Here is a 17,498-nt window from a genome sequence, read left to right as displayed (position 1 = left end):
GAGGGGCCTCGCGCGCAAGCCTTCTAGGCTGAGGCCGGCTGGCGACGTTCTTCCATGCGGCGGCGGTGGCTCCGCCAGGTTCCGATCACGATGATCAGGAAGATTGGATAGACCCAGAAACGGGCTGCCGCGGCATAGGCCTGCGGCATGAGGTCGAGGCGGCCGACCTTGAACGCGTGCGACATCAGGGTCGTCAGCTGCAGTCCGGCGACCCACAGCGGCCAGAACCGCTCCGACTTCAGTGCGACAAGGGTGAAGGCCACGAAGGCGCCGATATCGACCAGCAAGATGCCAGCCTCGAGGTGGGAATAGGCGCTCGCCTTCTGAGTGGCGACCAGCACGGACGCTATCGAAGCGGCGACGCATGTTGACGCCACGGCGCGCTCGTCGGTGCGCCCACGCACGAATGCGTAGGCGCACACCACGAACAGAACTACGAAATACGCTTGCGGACTAAGCATGATTCACCTCGGCCCGCTGCAGCGACACCACCCAACACTGTCAAGCGACGATACGCAGATCGGTGAAACCGGTCTTCTGGTCCGGGCAGTCATTGCCCTCGCCGAAGGAAACGGTGCGAAGGCCAGGGACCTTGCCCTTCGCCTCGGCCAGTGCCGTATGGCAGCCGACGACGGAGCCGCGGGCCCCGACCAGGCCGGTCACGGCTGCTGCCAGCTCTTCAAGCACCGGGTGAACGGTTCCGAAGCCGGCGCGTGCGACGGAGTTTACGCGCATGATCCTTGCGTGCAGCTCGGCGATCTCGGCGAGCGCGGCATCGATGCTGTCCTCGACGGCACGTACCTGGGTTGCGACTTCATAGGCGGCGTTTTCAATCTGATGCTTACGCATGACTGCTCCTTTCCGCGCGAAGGAGAATCGCGCGGGGATAGTTGCCGAAAGAAGAAGAGAAGTGGTTTCCGCTAGCTCTTGAGCAGCCTGGCGAGACTTTCGAGACCGGCGAGATACATGCCCGCCGAAAACGCTGCGCCAGTCGCGATCAGGAAGATCCAGAGCAGCCGGAGGCCGACGCTCATCTCATTCCGGGGTGGCTCCTCGTTGCGAACGGCAAAGGCAAGGGAGACCGGAATGGCTCGGATCTCTGCTCGGTATTGAGGTCCGGTCCCCGGCCTCCCCTGCGCGATCAGCGTGCCGAATCTGATGACTGACCGCCCGTCTGAATGCTCGGCGGGGAGGGGACCCTCAATGTACGGCGATTGATGTATCAATCGCTGATATGGCTCATGATGCCGGGCCACGATGCGGGCGGCCTGAGCACGCCGCTCCACGCCCAGCGTTTGAAGCGCTATGCGAATGCGTTGGTCGACCGTGTGCGGCGAGATGTTGAGCTCAGCCGCGATTTCTTTCGATGAGAGGTGCTGGTCGACGAGCAAGAGACAATCCAGCTGACCGCGGGTGAGCTTTGCTACCCGAGCCGTCACTGCCCCGTCCTGTCGTCGGGATCCTGCGACCCCGCCGCCGCCGCTTTCAATGGCATTCCTTCCGAGCTGACTGCCCCATACGCCCAGGGAACATCCGAGTCTGCTCCAACTTATGTCGATTTGGCCAATTTGGACAATTCCGTAGCGTAAGTTTGTCGCTAACTTACGTTTCCTTCGAACTTTTCCAAGCGAACGTGGGCATTTAGGCCACGTTCGAGCTGCAGAGAGCTGACTTGTCCTGTTCGCCGGTCCTTGGGGACCGGCCGTGCGCAGCGCTGGTGGAGAGGGCTGGATTCGAACCAGCGTACGGGAAACCCGGGCAGATTTACAGTCTGCTGCCTTTAACCACTCGGCCACCTCTCCAGGTGCAGGCAGGCGCGCCATGTGGCGGTGGACACGGGATGTGTCAACGCCGTCGGCGAGCGGATTCGCGGAAGATTTGGGGTTTTGTCGCCCCTTCGCTTCGTTTCAGGCGCTCCGGCCTCAACACGCCTCCGGCATGTTGCTAATCGGTTGGAGCGGGTGAAGGGAATCGAACCCTCGTCGTAAGCTTGGAAGGCTTCTGCTCTACCATTGAGCTACACCCGCGCCCGAGCGGAGGCGCCCAATGCCACCCCGCAGGACTTGCGTCAACCGCTACTACCGAAAGGCGTGAAGGCGCCCGTCGTCGTCGAGAATGTACAGGGTCTGGTTTGCGACGACCGGCGACAGGCTGATCGGCGCTTTTATGCTCGTCTGGCTCTGTACCGCCCCAGTCGCCGGATCGACGTTGATCAATGCGCCCTCCGAGTTGACGACGATCAGGCGATTCCCTGCGAGCACCGGCCCCGAATAGCTGATCGGTCCAGCCTTCTTCTTCTCGTGGCGGAAGGCGGGAAGCTGAGCGATCCAGCGAATCTTTCCGTTCGCCCTGGCGACGCAGAGCAGCTTGCCATCGTCGGTGACGACATAAGCCCAGTCGCCGATGACCCACGGGGTCGAGATGCCCGCGATGTTCAGCTCCCACTGGCGCTGGCCGGAAAGAAGCTCGATTGAGACCATGCGTCCGCCTTGGCCGACGGCGAGAACCTGGCCGTTATCGATAACCGGATCGGCATCGACGTCCGAGATCGACGCGACGCTGGTGCGAATGCTGGTGCGAGCGAGCTGGTCCTGCCAGACCAAACGTCCGTTCTCGTAGCGATAGGCGTTGAGCTCGCCGGACGAGAAGCCAGCGACGACCGTTCCCTGCCCGACCGCGGGCGAGGCGGTTCCGAAAAAGCCGGCGATCTCGAGCGCTGCGGCCTGCGACCAGTTGGTCGAGCCGTCGGAGGTCTTGAGGGAATAAATCTGGTTGTCCTGGGTGATCGCGTAGACCGTGTCACCGACGACCGTCGGCGAGCCACGGAGCGGTCCGGCCGGATGGACCTGCCAGATGATCCCGCCGTTACGGGCGTCGAGCGCGGCGACATAGCCGAGACCGTTCGTCGCATAGATTCGGCCGTTGTCGAACGCGACGCCTCCGCCGAACAGCGATGACTTATTGCTTTTTTCCGTCCCGAACTGCGTCGACCAGACCGTGGCGCCGGACTGGGCATCGAACGCGCGCACCGTCGCTTGCGTGTCGATGGTGTAGACCTTGCCATCCCCGACGACCGGTGCCGCGGCGAGCCGCGCGCGGAGGCTTCCACCTTCGCCGATCGAAACCGCCCAGGCCTGTCCAAGCGACTGACCGAGAGCGAGATGACCCATCGACTTTGATGCGTTTCCGCCCGACTGCGCCCATTCCGAGTTCGCGGTCGCTTCCGGCAACGAGAAGGGCAGTGCGGCCGTAGCCGGATCGACGGCGACATCCTGCTCCGTGGCGAGAACGGCGACGCGTTCGCCAAGAACGGGAGTTTTGGGCGATCCCTTTTTGAAGATTCCGCATCCGCTCGCAGCGAGCGCGGCGAGCGTCAGGACCAGGAACCTCGTTCGAACTGCCTTCATCGATTTCAATCCTGTTGTGGGAGCCCGGGCATCGATGCGCTTGCGTCAACGCCGAGCGTGCCCGCGATCTGGACGGCGCGGGCCCGAATGGAGTTTGGTACCTGTTGATCGGCGGCGATCGCGGCAAAGAGCTTGCCGGCTTCGGCCTTCTTGCCCTGCTTGAGATAAGCGAGCGCGGTCAGTTCGCCGGCGCTTCCGAACCAGGGATTTCCGGCTTTCGCGAGTGGCTCGAGGCGCGAGACGACCTCTTCCGCCTTGAGCGTGTCGAATTCCAGCGTTGTGCCGCGAATGGTGGCGACGTCGCGATAGACCTGCGCCAGTCCCCTGTCGTTCGCCAGCTCCCGATACTTTGCGATCGCTGCCGAGCGGTTGTTCTGCTCGAGCGCGAGCGCTGCATCGGTCAGCGCGGCCGAAGCCCGGACCACGTCGCTGTGGGATTTTTCGAGATCCGCAAGGCGCTGCGGCACGGTCTGCCGACGGTTGGAGGAAATGTCGGTCAAGATGGCGTGAAGCTTCTCGGACTGCTCGGCCGACTGCTTCTTCTGGTACTCCTGCCAGTAGATCCAGCCGCCCACTGCGCCCAGGAAGACCACGACCGCGACGGCGATCCACGTGCCATTCTTCTTGAAGAAGTCCTGAAGCTGGTCGCGACGAAGGTTCTCGTCGACTTCTCTCAGGAATGTGTCGTTGCTGTCCGTTGGGATCGCCAAGACTGCCTCAAAACGAAGTGACCGGAAATTGAAATGCCGGCGCTTCCTTCCTCACCCGGATGAATGGAAGCTGGCGGCGAACCGTCTAGCGGCTAAGTCGGCAAAGGCAAAGGGTCCTACGATCCCTTCGGTCGATAGGTCTGGTTCGCCGACGGGAAGGTACGCGAGCGGACCTCCGAAGCGTAGGTTTCCGCGGCCTTGCCGATCTGCTCGGCGAGATTGTCGTAGCGCTTTACGAAGCGCGGCGTCCGTTCGAACAGCCCGAGCATGTCGTCGGTTACGAGGATCTGGCCGTCGCAGTCCGCGGAGGCTCCGATCCCGATGATCGGCACCGGGATTTCACGGGCAATCCGCGTCGCCAGCTCTTCCATCACGCCTTCGACGACAATGGCGAAGGAGCCTGCGTCCGCTATCGCCCGCGCGTCGGACAGGATCTTCTTGGCTTCCGCATCGCCGCGTCCACGCGCTCCATAGCCTCCGAGCGAATTCACCGCCTGCGGGGTCAGGCCGACATGGCCGATGACTGGGATTCCGCGCTCGCTGAGGAAGCGGACGGTCGGCGCCATGGCATCGCCGCCCTCCAGCTTGATCGCCGCGCAGCCCGTCTCTTTCATCACCCGCGAGCAGTTCGCGAAGGCCTCTTCGGGAGAGCCCTCGTAGGAACCGAAAGGCATGTCGACCGCGACTAGCGCATGCCAGCTTCCACGGACGACCGCCGCGCCGTGCGCGATCATCATGTCGAGCGTGACGGGGATCGTCGATGGAAGCCCGTAGATCACCTGTCCAAGACTGTCGCCGACCAGCAGCAGATCGCATTGCTCGTCCAGCAATTGCGCCATGCGCATCGTGTAAGCGGTTAGCGCTACGATCGGCTGCTCAGTCGTCCCGTCGACCTTGCGCGCGCGCAGCGCAGGGGCAGTCATCCTCTTGCCGGGCACCGGAGTGGGGGTCGCTCGGCTGGTCGCCGTATCAATGGTGAAGGTGGACATGGGCAGGGCTTTTAGCCGCTCGCACGGCTGTCAGCCATCCCGGCTCAACCACAGCTCACCGACAATGGGGCGAAACCAACCGCGCGTCCCACTAGTCGGCCGCCTCGCGCACCTCGATGCGCATTCCCAGTCATCCACAACGAAAGGAATTCCGATGAAGATGACCAGGCTTATTGTCGGCGCTTTGCCGCTGGCTTTCGGTGCGAGCGTCGCGACGGCCCAGGCCACTCCAGCAACGCCAGCGACGCCATCGTCCGGCGCAACGCCCGCTACTCCCGCGACGCCGGCCGATCCGTCAACGGGCACGGCGGCGATCCCCGCCACGCCGGCCACTCCGGCAACGGCTGCAACCCCGGCAACTCCGGCGGAGCCGGCCGCCCAGGCGACAACCGACGATCCGCTGGCGCCGACCACGACAACCGACACGACCACGAAGAAGTCGAAGAAGAAATCGAAGCCTCAGTAGGCTTCAAGAGCGGGCGCGCCTTCGGGCGCGCCCATATTCGCTAGCGCAGCCAACCCCTTTGGCGTGAATGGCGCGCGAACCAGAAGATCGTCCATGTAATCGCCAATACGACCACTGCCACGGCAATATCGTTCGTGGTGACGAGATCGCTGACCGCCGGAACAACTGCATAGGGGATGAAAGTGAAGATGGCTGCGATCAGCGAGACGAGCAGCAGGGGCTCCGCCGCTTTCCTGCGCATCAAAAGCAGAACTGACCCCAGCAATCCGATCCAGACCGCGATCGCATAAGCGGCAATCATCCATATCGGCCGCGCGGCCATCAGATTACGTTGGTCCGCGGGGAGGCTGCTCGGATCGGTCAGGACGCTGGCGAGATAGCCAGCGCATCCGATCGCCATGAACAGCACTGACGCGATCGCTGCAAACTTGAACCAGCCGGCCACCGGCCGCGGCGAATAGTGATCGTCCATCTTTCCCTCCCACAAGCGCGACGCGAGACTGCGCTGACCGTCGAAGTTAGGCAAGCGGGCTGGCACCATCTCGTTTCGTAAGCGTTTCGGGCGTTATGGAGCGTTTCTTCACCCGTGTAGCCACGTCAATCTCGAGCGCGGCAGGCCAGCCCCTGGCGTTCGTACTGGCGGTCTTGATTATCGTCGTCTGGGGGTGACCGGGCCGGTATTTCATTTCTCCGATACGTGGCAGCTGGTGGTGAACACCGGCACGACCATCATCACATTCCTGATGGTGTTCCTTATCCAGAATGCCCAGAATCGCGATGCCGCGGCGATGCAGGCAAAGCTGGATGAGTTGCTTCGCGCGGTAACCAAGGCCCGCGACCAATTCATCGGCGTGGAGCACCTCACCGAACGCGAGATTGAGATGATCCGCCGCGCTCTCGAGCGTGAGGTGAAAGATCCCACCAAAAAGGGCAGCACTACGAAAGGGACCGTCGACCGGCTGCTTGACCGGTTCTGACACTGGGAGGGACAAAAACCGCTTGAACGCTAAGCCATTCGCAATATTGCTCTTCCGCGGGTGGAAGAGTACGGGCGCATTGCGCCAACGCGTTAGGAACAGCACCGTCTTGTCCAGCCTCGACAGTATCTCCGAGCAGCAGCGTTTTCAGCTGCTCGTCAACTCCATCACCGATTACGCGATCTACATGCTGGATCCGAACGGCCACGTCACCACGTGGAACCCGGGCGCGGAACGATTCAAGGGTTACACGGCCGACGAGATCATCGGGCAGAATTATTCGATCTTTTTCACCCCTGAGGATCGTGCTGCGGAGCTTCCTGGAAGGGCCTTGCGGATCGCTGCGGCGGAGGGTCGTTTCGAAGCGGAAGGCTGGCGCGTTCGGAAGGACGGCACGCGGTTTTGGGTCAATGCAGTCCTGGATCCCATCGTCAATACAGAGGGCGAGCTTGTAGGATATGCGAAGATCACTCGCGACATTACCGAGCGGAAAAAGGTCCAGGACGAGCTTGAGAACACGCGGGCGGCCCTCATCCAGTCGCAAAAGCTGCAGGCACTCGGTGAACTTACTGGCGGCATCGCCCATGATTTCAACAATCTGATGACCGTTATTGCCGGATCCGCCGACTTCCTGCTCAGGAAGCCGGATCTGCCCGCTGCGAAACGAAAGCAATATCTCGAGGCCATAACCGAAACTGCCGACCGCGCGACGACCCTGACCAATCATCTACTGGCATTTGGCCGCCGGCAGGCGATCAGGCCGGAAGTGCTCGACCTCAACGTCCGGCTCGATGCAGTGGCAGACGTTCTTTCGCGCACTCTGGGCGACAGCATCGCGATCGAGCTCGAATTGGATCCCGGGGCAAGCCGCGTCGAGGTCGACGCCGCCCAGCTGGAAACCGCCATTTTAAACGCTGCGGTCAACGCTCGCGATGCCATGCCGGAAGGCGGGAAGTTGACCCTTTCCACGCGCAGCTTGCACGAGAACGGATCCGACTTCGTTGCCCTTGGAATCAGCGATACGGGCGTCGGGATGCCGAGGGACGTCGCCGCGCGCGCATTCGAGCCTTTCTTCACGACCAAGGCGGTCGGCAAGGGGACCGGTCTCGGTCTTTCGCAAATCCATGGTTTCGCGGCCCAGGCTGGCGGACGAGCCGAAATCCAGTCGGACGAGGGCCGGGGCACGACCATCACGATGATCCTCCCCCGCACCGAAAAAGAACAGGCAGCCCTTACGGAAGGTCCGGCCATGTCGGAGTTGCCGAAAGGACTGTGCGTCCTGCTGGTCGAGGACAATCCTCAGGTGCGCGACTTCGCGGAGGGTCTGCTTATCGACCTTGGCTGCAAGGTGATTCCTTCCGAAAGCGCCGAGGACGCCCTGGAGCGGATCGGGTCCAACGGCATCGATCTCGTGCTCTCGGACGTCGTAATGCCGGGAATGAGTGGCGTCGAGTTTGCGCGACATGTCCGCGAAGAACATCCGCAGGTGCCGGTCCTGCTTGCGACCGGCTACAGCGACGAGGTCCTGAAGAACGGATCTGAGTTCGCAGTGCTGTCAAAGCCATTCGGGGCGGCCGACCTCAGCAAGGCGATGGCCGCGGTGCTCGACGAGCATGCAAGGGAATTCAGACGGCGGCCTTCTGCTGCTGGGCGCGTGTGATCGCTTCGGTCACGATCCGACGCGCGTCATCGGCGTTTCCCCAATTTCCGATACGCACCCACTTCTCGGATTCCAGATCCTTATAGTGGGTGAAGAAGTGCTCGATCTGCTGGAGCACGATCGAGGGCAGGTCCTGCCGCTCGCCGATGTCTGAGTAATAGGGGAAGGTCGTGTCGACGGGGACGCAAATGAGCTTTTCGTCGCCGCCATGCTCATCCTCGAGGTTGAGGACGCCGATCGGACGGGTGCGCACGACGCATCCGGGGACGAAAGGCGAGCGCGCTATCACCAGCGCGTCGAGCGGGTCGCCGTCGGGCGACAAGGTGTGCGGGACGAAGCCGTAGTTCGCCGGATAGCGCATCGGCGTATGCAGGATTCGGTCGACGAACAAAGCGCCCGACTTCTTGTCGAACTCATATTTCACCGGCTCGCCACCGACCGGCACCTCGATGATGACGTTGAGGCTTTCGGGCGGATTGTCGCCGACGGGAATCAAATCGATATTCACGGAACGAAACTTTCAAGCTGAAATACTAGGATGCCTGCGAACAGGGCGGCCAGGCCGAAAAAGACGGAGGCCGCGACATAGGCTGCCGCATGCCCATAAGCATGTCGCTCGATAAGCAAAGCGGCATCGAGGCTAAACGCAGAAAAAGTTGTAAAGCCCCAAGGATTCCGGTCGTCAGGAATAAACGCATGTGCTGCGGGATTCCGGTCCGGTAGGCGAAATATCCGGCAAGAAGTCCCATCAGGAACGAGCCGAGGATGTTTACGATCAAGGTGCCGAAGGGGAATCCGAAGCCCAGATAACGCACTGCGGCCAAGTTGACGCCGTGGCGCAACGCCCCGCCGATCCCGGCACCAAGAAAGACGATCGCAAACCCCATGTGTTTCCTCCTGCTGCACGCATGCGCTTCAAGCAGGAGTCATCAGCGACAGGCGGTTTTCAGGGAGACCCCATTCCCTCTGGTCCAGGCACTAGCAGCGGTCAGCCCCTTCGGACAAGCACTGCGCCGATCAGGACCAGAACGGCACCTGCGATACGCTCCACGCTGACCGGCTGACGGGCCAGCCCGAGCAGCCCGAAATGGTCCAGCATGAGCGCCGCAAGGATCTGTCCGCCGATTGCCGCAGTCAGCATGGTGGCAACGCCAATTCGCGGCGCCGCAAAGGCAGCCATGGCGACGAAGAAGGCGCCATAAAGCCCGCCGACCCACGCGTACCATGGCACGCCTTTCAACTCAGGCGCGAAGAGCCGGCCCGAGCTCGCGGCGACCATCGTTCCGAGAGCAAGCGTGCCGACAACGAAGGAGATGAACGCGGCGACGACCGGCGAGCCGGACGCCTTGCCGAGGATCGCGTTGGTCGGCGCCTGTATGGCTATGAAAATCCCGGCAATTACGGCAAGCGCCAGTGGCAAGGCGGCTGCATTCATCTGGCGGCTCCTCTTGACTTCCGCGAGGCATTCCGCTTGAGGGCGGCGCTCAGCGAAAGCAACGGGAAAAGGGGCGGCTCCCGCAAACAAGTCCGCCTGGCCGAAGCTACCTTGAACGGGCTTCGAACGAACGGAGAAGAACCATGCGTCACCGCGTAGGCGGCCGTAAGCTGCAGCGTACCTCGAGCCACCGTGCGGCATTGTTCCGCAACATGGCGGCAGCGCTGATCAAGCACGAACAGATCACCACCACCACCGCGAAGGCGAAGGAACTCCGGCCCTACGTCGAGAAGCTGATCACGCTCGCCAAGCACGGCGGCCTCAGCAATCGCCGTCTCGCCCAGTCGCGCCTGATGGACGACGCCCAGCTTGTGAAGCTCTTCGACGTCCTTGCGAAGCGCTATGCCGACCGTAACGGCGGCTACACGCGCATCATCAAGGCCGGCATTCGCGCCAGCGACGCAGCGCCGATCTCGATCATCGAGTTCGTCGATCGCGACGTTTCGGCCAAGGGCCAGGACAGCGGCCCGGTGGTCACCGAGGAAGAGTTCGAAGCCGCCTGACGGTTCGTCGAACGTCCGCTTGAAACACTAGGCGCGGCTGCTACCCAAGGCGGCCGCGCCTTTTTCTTTGCGCCGGGGAGGGATTTTCCATGCGTCGGAGTGCTTTCGTTGTCGCCTTGCTCACTGGTGCCTGTGCAATGACCCCCAACCCTGCAGTCGAGGCTGCGGCAGCAGCGGACGCGGCGAGCATGGCGACGCAGGCGGCAAACGCTGCAAGGCCGGCGCTTGCTTACCCGCAAACCCGGCGGACCGATCAGGTCGATCCTCAGTTTGGCGTGCAGGTCGCCGATCCGTACCGCTGGCTCGAGAATGATGTCCGCGAGGATGCCGAGGTGAAGTCCTGGGTGGACGCTCAGAACAACGTCACCAACGCATTCCTGACGACTCTCCCGGGTCGCGACGCGCTCGAGGCGCGCATCAAGCAGCTTTACGATTACGAGCGGTTCGGCGTGCCGACGAAGAAAGGCGGACGCTATTTCTACGCTCACAACACTGGCCTCCAGAACCAGTCGGTCCTGTTCGTCCGCGACAGCGTCGACGGGAAGGGCGCGTCCTTATCGATCCGAACAGCTGGTCGAAGGACGGCGCAACAGCGCTCGCCGAATGGACCCGAGCGAGGACGGCAAATATCTCGTCTATTCGATCCAGGACGGCGGGTCGGATTGGCGCACGGTCAAGGTCATCGACGTCGCGACCGGGAAGGAGACCGGCGACGAGGTCAAATGGGTCAAGTTCTCCGGATTGGAGTGGATGAAGGACGGATCGGGCTTCTTCTACACTCGCTTCCCCGAGCCGACGCAGGGGCAGGAGTTCCAGTCGACCAACCTCAATTCGAAAGTCTATTTCCATAAGCTCGGCACGCCGCAGTCCGCCGACCGTTTGGTATATGCGACGCCGGACAAGCCGACCTACGGGCATTCTGCCACGGTTAGCGACGACGGCCGCTGGCTGGTGATCACGACTGCCGAAGGCACCGACGACCGCTACGAGGTCCACGCGATCGACCTGCGCGCACGGGGGGCGAAGCCGAAGGCGCTGGTTACGGGCCTCGAGAACAACTGGACCTTCATCGGCAACGAAGGCTCGCACTTCTTCTTCATCACGAACAAGGATGCGCCGAAGCTGAAGGTCGTCGCGATGGATGTCGCGCGGCCCGGCAATCCGGTTACGCCGGTCATCGCCGAACAAGAGGCGACCCTCGACAGCGCCTCGATCGTCGGCGGCAAGCTGATCGCTTCCTATCTCGCCGATGCGAAGTCCGAGGTCAGCGTCTACAGTCTACAGGGCCGGAAGCTCTCGACGGTCGAGCTTCCGGGGATCGGCACCGCGACGGGCTTCTCGGGTGACATGGACGATCCCGAAACCTTCTTCTCCTTCACCAGCTTCAATCGGCCGACGACGATCTATCGCTACGATGCGAGGAGCGGACAGGCGTCGACCTGGGCCGCTCCGAAGGTCGCGTTCAACCCGGACGACTATTCGGTCGAGCAGGTCTTCTACAATTCGAAGGACGGCACTCGTGTGCCGATGTTCATCGTTCGCAGGAAGGGTTCCACCGGCCCAGCGCCGACACTGCTGTATGGCTATGGCGGTTTTAACGTCTCGCTAACGCCAAGCTTCTCCGCGACGCGCCTCGCCTGGCTCGAAAAGGGCGGCGTCTACGCACTCGCCAACCTTCGCGGCGGTGGCGAATATGGCAAGGCATGGCACGACGCCGGGCGCCTGGCGAACAAGCAGAACGTGTTCGACGATTTCATTGCCGCCGGCGATTATCTGAAGAAGAACGGCATTGCGTCACCCAAGGGCCTCGCAATCCAGGGCGGATCGAACGGCGGCCTCCTGATCGGTGCGGTGATCAACCAGCGGCCGGACCTCTTCGACGCGGCCAATGCGGCGGTCGGCGTTATGGACATGCTGCGCTTCGACCGCTTCACCGCCGGACGCTATTGGGTCGACGATTACGGCTACCCCAACAAGGACGCCGATTTCCGGACGCTGCTGGCCTATTCGCCCTACCACAACATCAAGACCGGCGTTCACTACCCGCCGATGCTGGTTACGACGGCGGACACGGACGACCGTGTCGTCCCGGGCCACAGCTTCAAATATATCTCTGCATTGCAGGCGGCGGATCCGAACGGGGAGCCGCACCTGATCCGCATCGAGACTCGCGCTGGACATGGATCGGGCAAGCCGACCGACAAGATCATCGAGGAAGCGTCGGACGTGCTGGCTTTCTTCGCCCGTTTCACGGGCTCCAGCTCTAGTCCTTGTCAGCGCGCGCGGCGCTCAAGATAGAGATAGTCCGTATCGAACTCTGCGACGGCTTGAAGCGCGGGCAGGTCCGGGATTGTCGTCTGCCGGCGATGGACCTCGATCAGGCCGCGCTTCCTCAACTCCTGCAGCGTGCGATTGACGTGAACTGAGGTCAGGCCAAGGCACTCGCTTAGTTCCTGCTGGGTCAACGGGAATTCGTAGCTGTTGCCTGACGTCTGCCCGACAATCCGCAGCCGCTCGTAGATTTCGCAGAACAGATGCGCCATCCGGTTCAGCGCGGGCCGCCTGCCGAGCGATGCCGTCCACTCGCGATGGATCGACGCATCGATGTTGGTCATCATCCAGTAGACGCGAGCGAGATGCGGGAACCGTTCGAGCAATTTCCGGAAATTCTCGTGAGGAACCACGGCGACCTTGCACGGCGTAAGCGATGTGACGTTGTGGTCCAGCCGCTTGAGCGTGAAGCCGTGAAGGTCGACGAAGTCGCCGCAGAATTGCAGTTCGCTGATCTGCTGCTGTCCGTCCGCCATGTCCCTGTTTCGGGTCATCCATCCGTCGAGCAGCAAAAGGCACTCGTTCAACTCCTGGCCGCGCCGGACGACGGTTATGTCCGTGCGGATCCTTCGGACGTCAGAGATAGCGGCGCGTATCGCCGCCTCTTCCTCGCTTCCGATGCGGTCGCGGACACGAAGTTTTTTGAGATGGGCTTCAATCATGGGAAATTGGCCCGCCTTTCCATCCAGAAATGATCGCCGCGGCAAGCGGTTTCGCAATTACCAACCGAGCCAACAGGAAAGTCACTACGCGATCCAGCCCGAAGGAGCGCGCGTGTGACCGTTGCAGGGCAATACTGATTTGTGTGTCATTTGTCGCGTTCGGACGGGATGATCGGTGAACTCCTATCCTTTGTTAATGCGCCGTCGATTGTTGCCCGCCTAAGGGGCGCTCGGGTGAGAGAATCACAGGCGGTGTCGTGCGTTCGTTGAAATGCCCTTTCGCGCGCCTTGTCGAGGCGCGCGCGTGATCGGTCAGGCGCTTTTGAATCACCTTTCGCGGGTCGGTGATCTTTGTCCCGATGATCGCGCCGCCGTTCTCCGCGTTCAGGGCGACATCAAGACCTTTCGCCGGCACGAAGACATCAGCAAGACCGGCGGTCTGCCCTGCTTTTCGGTCGTCGTTGTAACCGGTTTCTTGCAGCGGTACGTCAGCCGCCGCGACGGCTCGCGGCAGATCCATTCCTTCTATATCCCGGGCGATGCGCCTTCGTTGGAATCCATGCATCTCGACTACCTGGACAGCAGCCTGAGCGCCGCCGTCCCGAGCGAGATTGCTCTGATCCCGCATGGTGAACTCGAGAACCTCATGCGTGCTCGTCCGAGGGTTCAGTCGCTAATCTGGCGATCGAGCCTGATCCAGTCGGCGCTTTATCGCGAGTGGCTGATGCGCAATTCCAGGCTCGCGGCCGACCGAGCCATGGCGCATCTGTTCTGCGAAATCTTCAAGCGCTCGAGCGCAGCCGGGCTCGTCGACCGCAACAGCTGCGAAATGCCGCTCACTCAGGAGATGCTGGCCGATGCGCTCGGCCTCACGGGCGTCCACGTGAATCGTACTCTCCAACAGCTGCGTGAGACCGGAATGGTCGACCACAAGAGCGGTCGTCTGTTCGTTCACGATTTCGAGCGGCTCGCCAGCTTCGCGGATTTCGACCCCTTCTACCTTCATCATCGGAACAGTTGCCGGGTCCTTCAAAGCTGAACGCCAGCAAACGGCGCATTCAGACCAACTGCAGTGGCGAACCGGTAGGAAGCCTGCGAGCTTGCCGTGCGTTTGTGCGTGCAAGCAGACTGTTGAAGGAGAGAGTGGCCATGAAGGCACTGACGAAAATTCTCGCCGGCGGCGTTGGTCTTGCTGCCCTCGCGAGCGCGGCACCTGCGGCCGCTCAATATTACCCGCAGCCTTATTCGAACTACGGCTACGGCTACGGCTACAACCAGAACCCGGTCGGCCAGATCATCGGCCAGATCCTGGGCTACGGACGCTATCCGTACGGAAATTACGGCTACAACCAGTACTCGAACCAGAGTGTTGCGATTGACCAGTGCGCCCGCGCCGTCGAAGCCCGCCTCAATGGCTATAACAATGGCTACTACGGCTACGGCAACGTGCCTTACGGCGGTCAGTACGGTTACGGCCAGTACGGCTACAACAATCGTTACAACATGGGCGGTCGCGTGCAGGGCATCACCCGCGTTGATCGCAAGTCGTACGGCCTCAAGGTCTACGGCGTCGCCAGCTCTGGCTACCAGGGCTACGACGGCTACGGCCGTGGGGGCTACGGCAGCTACGGCTACAATGCCGGCGCTGACCTAAGCTGGAAGTGCGAAGTCCGCTACGACGGCCGCATCCGCGACATCGATATCAATCGTCGCACGGCCTACTGGCGCGGCTACTAAGCGGAAGCGAAGTAGCTTTTGAAACACGGATGCGCCGGGGTCGAAAGACTCCGGCGCATTTCGTTTGGGCTCAGGCGCTGACCTTGAGACTTTTGGCGAATTCTTCGAGCTGGCCGGCGACCGTGCCCCAGCCGTCGTGGAAGCCCATCTTCTCGTGGGTTTCCTTGTCCTTCGCGTCTTTGTGCAACGCGACGGCCCGGTACGCAGTCCTTCCGTTGCCCGCGTCCTCGAAAGTGACGATCGCGGTCATCGGGAAGGATTCGCAGCCTTCACCCATCTCGGCGGGGCGATAACCGGGCCCGAGCGCGCTGGTCCAGGTCAGCTTCTTGCCCTGCTCGACCTCTAGCACGCAGCCCGCACCTCCGTGGCCCGTGTCGAAGCCGTCAGGGCCGACCATGCGGATGCGGAAGATGCCGCCGGGACGAAGATCAAGCTCGCACTCGGTGATCTGATATGGCTTCGGGGCGAACCATTGCTTGAGATGTTCCGGGTCCGTGTACGCGGCCCACACCAGGTCGACCGGGGCGTCGAGCGTCCGTTCCAGGACCAGGTCGATATGCTGGGTCAATGCGTTTCTCCATCATTCTTCAGCGTTGAAAGATACTTCTCGAATCGGTCGAGCTGTGCCTCCCATTCGGTGCGCCGCTCGGCGATCCAGGATTCCGCCGTTTCGAGCCTTTTTGGCTCGAGTTGGACGGTTCGAACCCGGCCTTTCTTTTCGGACCGGACGAGGCCGCTCTCTTCGAGAGCCTTCAAATGCTGCATCACAGCCGGCAGGCTGATCGGCAGCGGATTCGCCAGTTCCGATACCGAAGCGGGACCGCGGCTCAGTCGCGCTAGCATTCCGCGCCGAACCGGATCGGCGAGGGCCTGGAAGGTCCGAGTGAGGGCAAGCGAATCGTTAAGCATGCACTTAAGTATCGAGCCAGAAGAGGTGCGTCAAGACAGTTAAGGAATCGCTTAACTTTACTCTTGGCGATGCGGTGCCTATCGGCTCGCCATGACGGTCCAGCCCACCGAATCCATCCTCATCGTCGACTTCGGCAGCCAGGTGACGCAGCTCATTGCGCGCCGCATCCGCGAAGCCGGAGTCTATTCGGAGATCGCTCCATTCAATTCGGCCGAGGAGGCGTTCAACCGCCTCCAGCCCAAGGGAATCATCTTCTCTGGCGGCCCGGCGTCGGTCACCGAGGCGGAAAGTCCGCGCGCTCCGCAGGTGATGTTCGACAGCGGACTCCCGCTCCTGGCCATTTGCTACGGTCAGCAGACCCTTCACCAGCAGCTCGGCGGCAAGGTTGTCACGTCGGACCAGAAGGAGTTCGGCCGGGCCTTCATCGAGATCGTGTCGCCGTCGGCCCTGTTCGACGGCCTCTGGCACATTGGTGAGAAGCACCAGGTCTGGATGAGCCACGGCGACCGGGTCGAAAGCCTCGCACCCGGCTTCGAAATCGTTGCCCGTTCCGAAGGTGCGCCGTTTGCGATCGCCACGAACGAAGAGGCGAAGCGCTACAGCCTGATGTTCCATCCGGAGGTCGTGCACACGCCCGACGGTGGGAAACTGCTGTCCAACTTCGTTCGGCATGTCTGCGGCTGCGCCGGCGACTGGACCATGGCTAGCTTCCGAGATGCGAAGATCGCCGACATCCGCGAGCAGGTCGGCAGCGGCCGCGTCATCTGCGGCCTCTCCGGCGGCGTCGACAGCGCCGTCGCTGCGGTTCTCATCCACGAAGCGATCGGCGAGCAGCTCACTTGCGTCTTCGTCGACCACGGATTGATGCGGGCAGGGGAGGCCGAGCAGGTCGTTTCGCTGTTTCGCAACAGCTACAACATCCCGCTCGTCCATGTGGATGCCAGCCGCGACTTCCTTGCCGGCCTAGACGGCGTCTCGGACCCAGAGAAGAAGCGCAAGTTCATCGGCGCCGAGTTCATCAACGTGTTCGAGGCCGAGGCGAAGAAGATCGGCGGCGCCGACTTCCTTGCTCAGGGCACGCTTTATCCTGACGTGATCGAAAGCGTCAGCTTTACCGGTGGTCCGTCGGTCACGATCAAGAGCCACCACAACGTCGGCGGTCTCCCTGAGCGCATGAACATGAAGCTCGTCGAGCCGCTTCGGGAACTTTTCAAGGACGAAGTCCGCGAACTTGGACGGGAGCTTGGGCTGCCCGACGCCTTCGTCGGACGCCATCCCTTCCCGGGTCCAGGCCTCGCCATCCGCATCCCCGGCGAGGTGACCAAGGCGAAGTGCGACATCCTGCGCAAGGCCGATACGATCTACCTCGAGGAAATCCGCAATGCCGGACTCTACGATGCAATCTGGCAGGCCTTCGCCGTTCTCCTTCCGGTTCGCACCGTGGGGGTGATGGGCGATTTCCGCACTTACGACTACGTCTGCGCGCTTCGGGCCGTGACCAGCGTCGACGGCATGACCGCTGACATTTACCCGTTCGACGCCGCCTTCCTCAGTCGCGTCGCGACCCGCATCGTCAACGAGGTGCAGGGCATCAACCGGGTCGTTTACGACTACACGTCTAAACCGCCCGGAACGATCGAGTGGGAATGAC

General features: G+C 62.1%; 19 protein-coding genes, 2 tRNA genes, 3 pseudogenes and 1 riboswitch. Of the genes and pseudogenes, 8 read left to right on the top strand and 16 right to left on the bottom strand.

Annotated elements, in window-relative coordinates:
- Positions 1-23: 23 nt before the first annotated feature.
- The 8 genes from H9L14_RS10790 to panB all read right to left on the bottom strand — a co-directional run bounded on the left by H9L14_RS10790 (position 24) and on the right by panB (position 5,106).
- Positions 24-461 carry a hypothetical protein gene (locus H9L14_RS10790; protein ID WP_222949808.1) on the bottom strand — a complete coding sequence of 146 codons (438 nt, stop codon included), beginning with the start codon at positions 459-461 and terminating at the stop codon, positions 24-26.
- 40 nt (positions 462-501) lie between these two features.
- Positions 502-849 (bottom strand): hypothetical protein, encoded by a 348-nt coding sequence (locus H9L14_RS10785; protein WP_187708095.1) that lies wholly within the window; start codon positions 847-849, stop codon positions 502-504.
- Positions 850-920: 71 nt separating this feature from the next.
- Complete coding sequence (locus H9L14_RS10780) at positions 921-1,439, bottom strand: response regulator transcription factor (protein WP_187708094.1); 519 nt, start codon at positions 1,437-1,439, stop codon at positions 921-923.
- Positions 1,440-1,715: 276 nt separating this feature from the next.
- Positions 1,716-1,802: transfer RNA gene (locus H9L14_RS10775), tRNA-Tyr, on the bottom strand.
- Between the two features lie 151 nt (positions 1,803-1,953).
- Positions 1,954-2,027: transfer RNA gene (locus H9L14_RS10770), tRNA-Gly, on the bottom strand.
- Between the two features lie 51 nt (positions 2,028-2,078).
- A complete protein-coding gene (locus H9L14_RS10765; RefSeq protein WP_187708093.1) occupies positions 2,079-3,407 on the bottom strand; it encodes an outer membrane protein assembly factor BamB family protein in 1,329 nt (442 codons plus the stop codon).
- Positions 3,408-3,412: 5 nt separating this feature from the next.
- A complete protein-coding gene (locus H9L14_RS10760) occupies positions 3,413-4,117 on the bottom strand; it encodes a tetratricopeptide repeat protein (protein WP_187708092.1) in 705 nt (234 codons plus the stop codon).
- A 116-nt stretch (positions 4,118-4,233) separates the two neighbouring features.
- A complete protein-coding gene (gene panB, locus H9L14_RS10755) occupies positions 4,234-5,106 on the bottom strand; it encodes a 3-methyl-2-oxobutanoate hydroxymethyltransferase (protein ID WP_187708091.1) in 873 nt (290 codons plus the stop codon).
- A 160-nt stretch (positions 5,107-5,266) separates the two neighbouring features.
- On the opposite strand from panB, the gene H9L14_RS10750 reads away from it, so the two are divergent.
- Positions 5,267-5,572 carry a hypothetical protein gene (locus H9L14_RS10750; protein ID WP_187708090.1) on the top strand — a complete coding sequence of 102 codons (306 nt, stop codon included), beginning with the start codon at positions 5,267-5,269 and terminating at the stop codon, positions 5,570-5,572.
- A gap of 40 nt (positions 5,573-5,612) precedes the next feature.
- Here H9L14_RS10750 and H9L14_RS10745 read toward each other — a convergent pair whose 3' ends face one another.
- Positions 5,613-6,044 (bottom strand): hypothetical protein, encoded by a 432-nt coding sequence (locus tag H9L14_RS10745; protein ID WP_187708089.1) that lies wholly within the window; start codon positions 6,042-6,044, stop codon positions 5,613-5,615.
- A 95-nt stretch (positions 6,045-6,139) separates the two neighbouring features.
- Between H9L14_RS10745 and H9L14_RS10740 the strand changes: the two are divergent.
- Both H9L14_RS10740 and H9L14_RS10735 read left to right on the top strand, forming a co-directional pair.
- Positions 6,140-6,549, top strand: a pseudogene (locus H9L14_RS10740) (low affinity iron permease family protein).
- Between the two features lie 109 nt (positions 6,550-6,658).
- Positions 6,659-8,209, top strand: coding sequence for a PAS domain-containing sensor histidine kinase (locus H9L14_RS10735; RefSeq protein ID WP_222949807.1), 1,551 nt, complete (start codon positions 6,659-6,661; stop codon positions 8,207-8,209).
- Here the strand turns inward: H9L14_RS10735 and ppa are convergent.
- From ppa to H9L14_RS10720, 3 genes and pseudogenes are all read right to left on the bottom strand, one after another.
- The gene (gene ppa, locus H9L14_RS10730) at positions 8,175-8,717 is read right to left on the bottom strand and encodes an inorganic diphosphatase (RefSeq protein WP_187708088.1); all 543 of its coding nucleotides are present in this window, start codon (positions 8,715-8,717) and stop codon (positions 8,175-8,177) included. The genes H9L14_RS10735 and ppa overlap by 35 nt on opposite strands.
- A pseudogene (gene crcB, locus H9L14_RS10725) lies at positions 8,714-9,096 on the bottom strand (fluoride efflux transporter CrcB). The gene ppa and the pseudogene crcB overlap by 4 nt, the downstream one beginning before the upstream one ends.
- A gap of 26 nt (positions 9,097-9,122) precedes the next feature.
- Positions 9,123-9,183: riboswitch (Fluoride riboswitch) on the bottom strand.
- A 14-nt stretch (positions 9,184-9,197) separates the two neighbouring features.
- The gene (locus tag H9L14_RS10720; protein ID WP_187708087.1) at positions 9,198-9,644 is read right to left on the bottom strand and encodes a DMT family transporter; all 447 of its coding nucleotides are present in this window, start codon (positions 9,642-9,644) and stop codon (positions 9,198-9,200) included.
- Between the two features lie 143 nt (positions 9,645-9,787).
- On the opposite strand from H9L14_RS10720, the gene rplQ reads away from it, so the two are divergent.
- Both rplQ and H9L14_RS16685 read left to right on the top strand, forming a co-directional pair.
- The gene (gene rplQ / locus H9L14_RS10715; RefSeq protein WP_187708086.1) at positions 9,788-10,207 is read left to right on the top strand and encodes a 50S ribosomal protein L17; all 420 of its coding nucleotides are present in this window, start codon (positions 9,788-9,790) and stop codon (positions 10,205-10,207) included.
- 137 nt (positions 10,208-10,344) lie between these two features.
- Positions 10,345-12,505 (top strand): annotated as a pseudogene (locus H9L14_RS16685) (prolyl oligopeptidase family serine peptidase).
- Here the strand turns inward: H9L14_RS16685 and H9L14_RS10705 are convergent.
- Together H9L14_RS10705 and H9L14_RS10700 are read right to left on the bottom strand one after the other, a co-directional pair.
- Entirely contained in the window at positions 12,481-13,200 is a 720-nt protein-coding gene (locus tag H9L14_RS10705) for a Crp/Fnr family transcriptional regulator (RefSeq protein ID WP_187708085.1), read from the bottom strand. The pseudogene H9L14_RS16685 and the gene H9L14_RS10705 sit on opposite strands and share 25 nt — an antisense overlap.
- 193 nt (positions 13,201-13,393) lie before the next feature.
- Positions 13,394-13,720, bottom strand: a complete 327-nt coding sequence (locus H9L14_RS10700; protein ID WP_187708084.1) for a hypothetical protein — start codon at positions 13,718-13,720, stop codon at positions 13,394-13,396.
- Between the two features lie 39 nt (positions 13,721-13,759).
- On the opposite strand from H9L14_RS10700, the gene H9L14_RS10695 reads away from it, so the two are divergent.
- Together H9L14_RS10695 and H9L14_RS10690 are read left to right on the top strand one after the other, a co-directional pair.
- Positions 13,760-14,239: a Crp/Fnr family transcriptional regulator gene (locus H9L14_RS10695; RefSeq protein WP_187708083.1), complete on the top strand. Its 480-nt coding sequence runs from the start codon at positions 13,760-13,762 to the stop codon at positions 14,237-14,239.
- Positions 14,240-14,349: 110 nt separating this feature from the next.
- A complete protein-coding gene (locus tag H9L14_RS10690; protein WP_187708082.1) occupies positions 14,350-14,937 on the top strand; it encodes a hypothetical protein in 588 nt (195 codons plus the stop codon).
- Between the two features lie 70 nt (positions 14,938-15,007).
- Here H9L14_RS10690 and H9L14_RS10685 read toward each other — a convergent pair whose 3' ends face one another.
- Both H9L14_RS10685 and H9L14_RS10680 read right to left on the bottom strand, forming a co-directional pair.
- Positions 15,008-15,505 carry an SRPBCC family protein gene (locus tag H9L14_RS10685; protein WP_187708081.1) on the bottom strand — a complete coding sequence of 166 codons (498 nt, stop codon included), beginning with the start codon at positions 15,503-15,505 and terminating at the stop codon, positions 15,008-15,010.
- Positions 15,502-15,846, bottom strand: coding sequence for an ArsR/SmtB family transcription factor (locus tag H9L14_RS10680; protein WP_187708080.1), 345 nt, complete (start codon positions 15,844-15,846; stop codon positions 15,502-15,504). The genes H9L14_RS10685 and H9L14_RS10680 overlap by 4 nt, the downstream gene beginning before the upstream one ends.
- 91 nt (positions 15,847-15,937) lie before the next feature.
- Between H9L14_RS10680 and guaA the strand changes: the two genes are divergently transcribed.
- Positions 15,938-17,497 carry a glutamine-hydrolyzing GMP synthase gene (guaA, locus tag H9L14_RS10675; protein WP_187708079.1) on the top strand — a complete coding sequence of 520 codons (1,560 nt, stop codon included), beginning with the start codon at positions 15,938-15,940 and terminating at the stop codon, positions 17,495-17,497.
- Position 17,498 lies beyond the last annotated feature (1 nt).

This window comes from Sphingomonas sediminicola, from assembly GCF_014489515.1.
Classification (GTDB): Bacteria; Pseudomonadota; Alphaproteobacteria; order Sphingomonadales; family Sphingomonadaceae; genus Sphingomicrobium; species Sphingomicrobium sediminicola.
Note: the sequence above shows the minus strand (reverse complement) of the source record. Positions and strands in the feature narration are given on the sequence as shown.

Bases quoted from the DNA above. Each gene is read 5' to 3' on its own strand.
- H9L14_RS10790 (WP_222949808.1), bottom strand. From the start codon at position 461: ATGCTTAGTCCGCAAGCGTATTTCGTAGTTCTGTTCGTGGTGTGCGCC.
- H9L14_RS10785 (WP_187708095.1), bottom strand. From the start codon at position 849: ATGCGTAAGCATCAGATTGAAAACGCCGCCTATGAAGTCGCAACCCAG.
- H9L14_RS10765 (WP_187708093.1), bottom strand. From the start codon at position 3,407: ATGAAGGCAGTTCGAACGAGGTTCCTGGTCCTGACGCTCGCCGCGCTC.
- panB (WP_187708091.1), bottom strand. From the start codon at position 5,106: ATGTCCACCTTCACCATTGATACGGCGACCAGCCGAGCGACCCCCACT.
- H9L14_RS10750 (WP_187708090.1), top strand. From the start codon at position 5,267: ATGACCAGGCTTATTGTCGGCGCTTTGCCGCTGGCTTTCGGTGCGAGC.
- H9L14_RS10745 (WP_187708089.1), bottom strand. From the start codon at position 6,044: ATGGACGATCACTATTCGCCGCGGCCGGTGGCCGGCTGGTTCAAGTTT.
- H9L14_RS10720 (WP_187708087.1), bottom strand. From the start codon at position 9,644: ATGAATGCAGCCGCCTTGCCACTGGCGCTTGCCGTAATTGCCGGGATT.
- rplQ (WP_187708086.1), top strand. From the start codon at position 9,788: ATGCGTCACCGCGTAGGCGGCCGTAAGCTGCAGCGTACCTCGAGCCAC.
- H9L14_RS10705 (WP_187708085.1), bottom strand. From the start codon at position 13,200: ATGATTGAAGCCCATCTCAAAAAACTTCGTGTCCGCGACCGCATCGGA.
- H9L14_RS10700 (WP_187708084.1), bottom strand. From the start codon at position 13,720: ATGGATCTGCCGCGAGCCGTCGCGGCGGCTGACGTACCGCTGCAAGAA.
- H9L14_RS10695 (WP_187708083.1), top strand. From the start codon at position 13,760: ATGCATCTCGACTACCTGGACAGCAGCCTGAGCGCCGCCGTCCCGAGC.
- H9L14_RS10690 (WP_187708082.1), top strand. From the start codon at position 14,350: ATGAAGGCACTGACGAAAATTCTCGCCGGCGGCGTTGGTCTTGCTGCC.
- H9L14_RS10680 (WP_187708080.1), bottom strand. From the start codon at position 15,846: ATGCTTAACGATTCGCTTGCCCTCACTCGGACCTTCCAGGCCCTCGCC.
- guaA (WP_187708079.1), top strand. From the start codon at position 15,938: ATGACGGTCCAGCCCACCGAATCCATCCTCATCGTCGACTTCGGCAGC.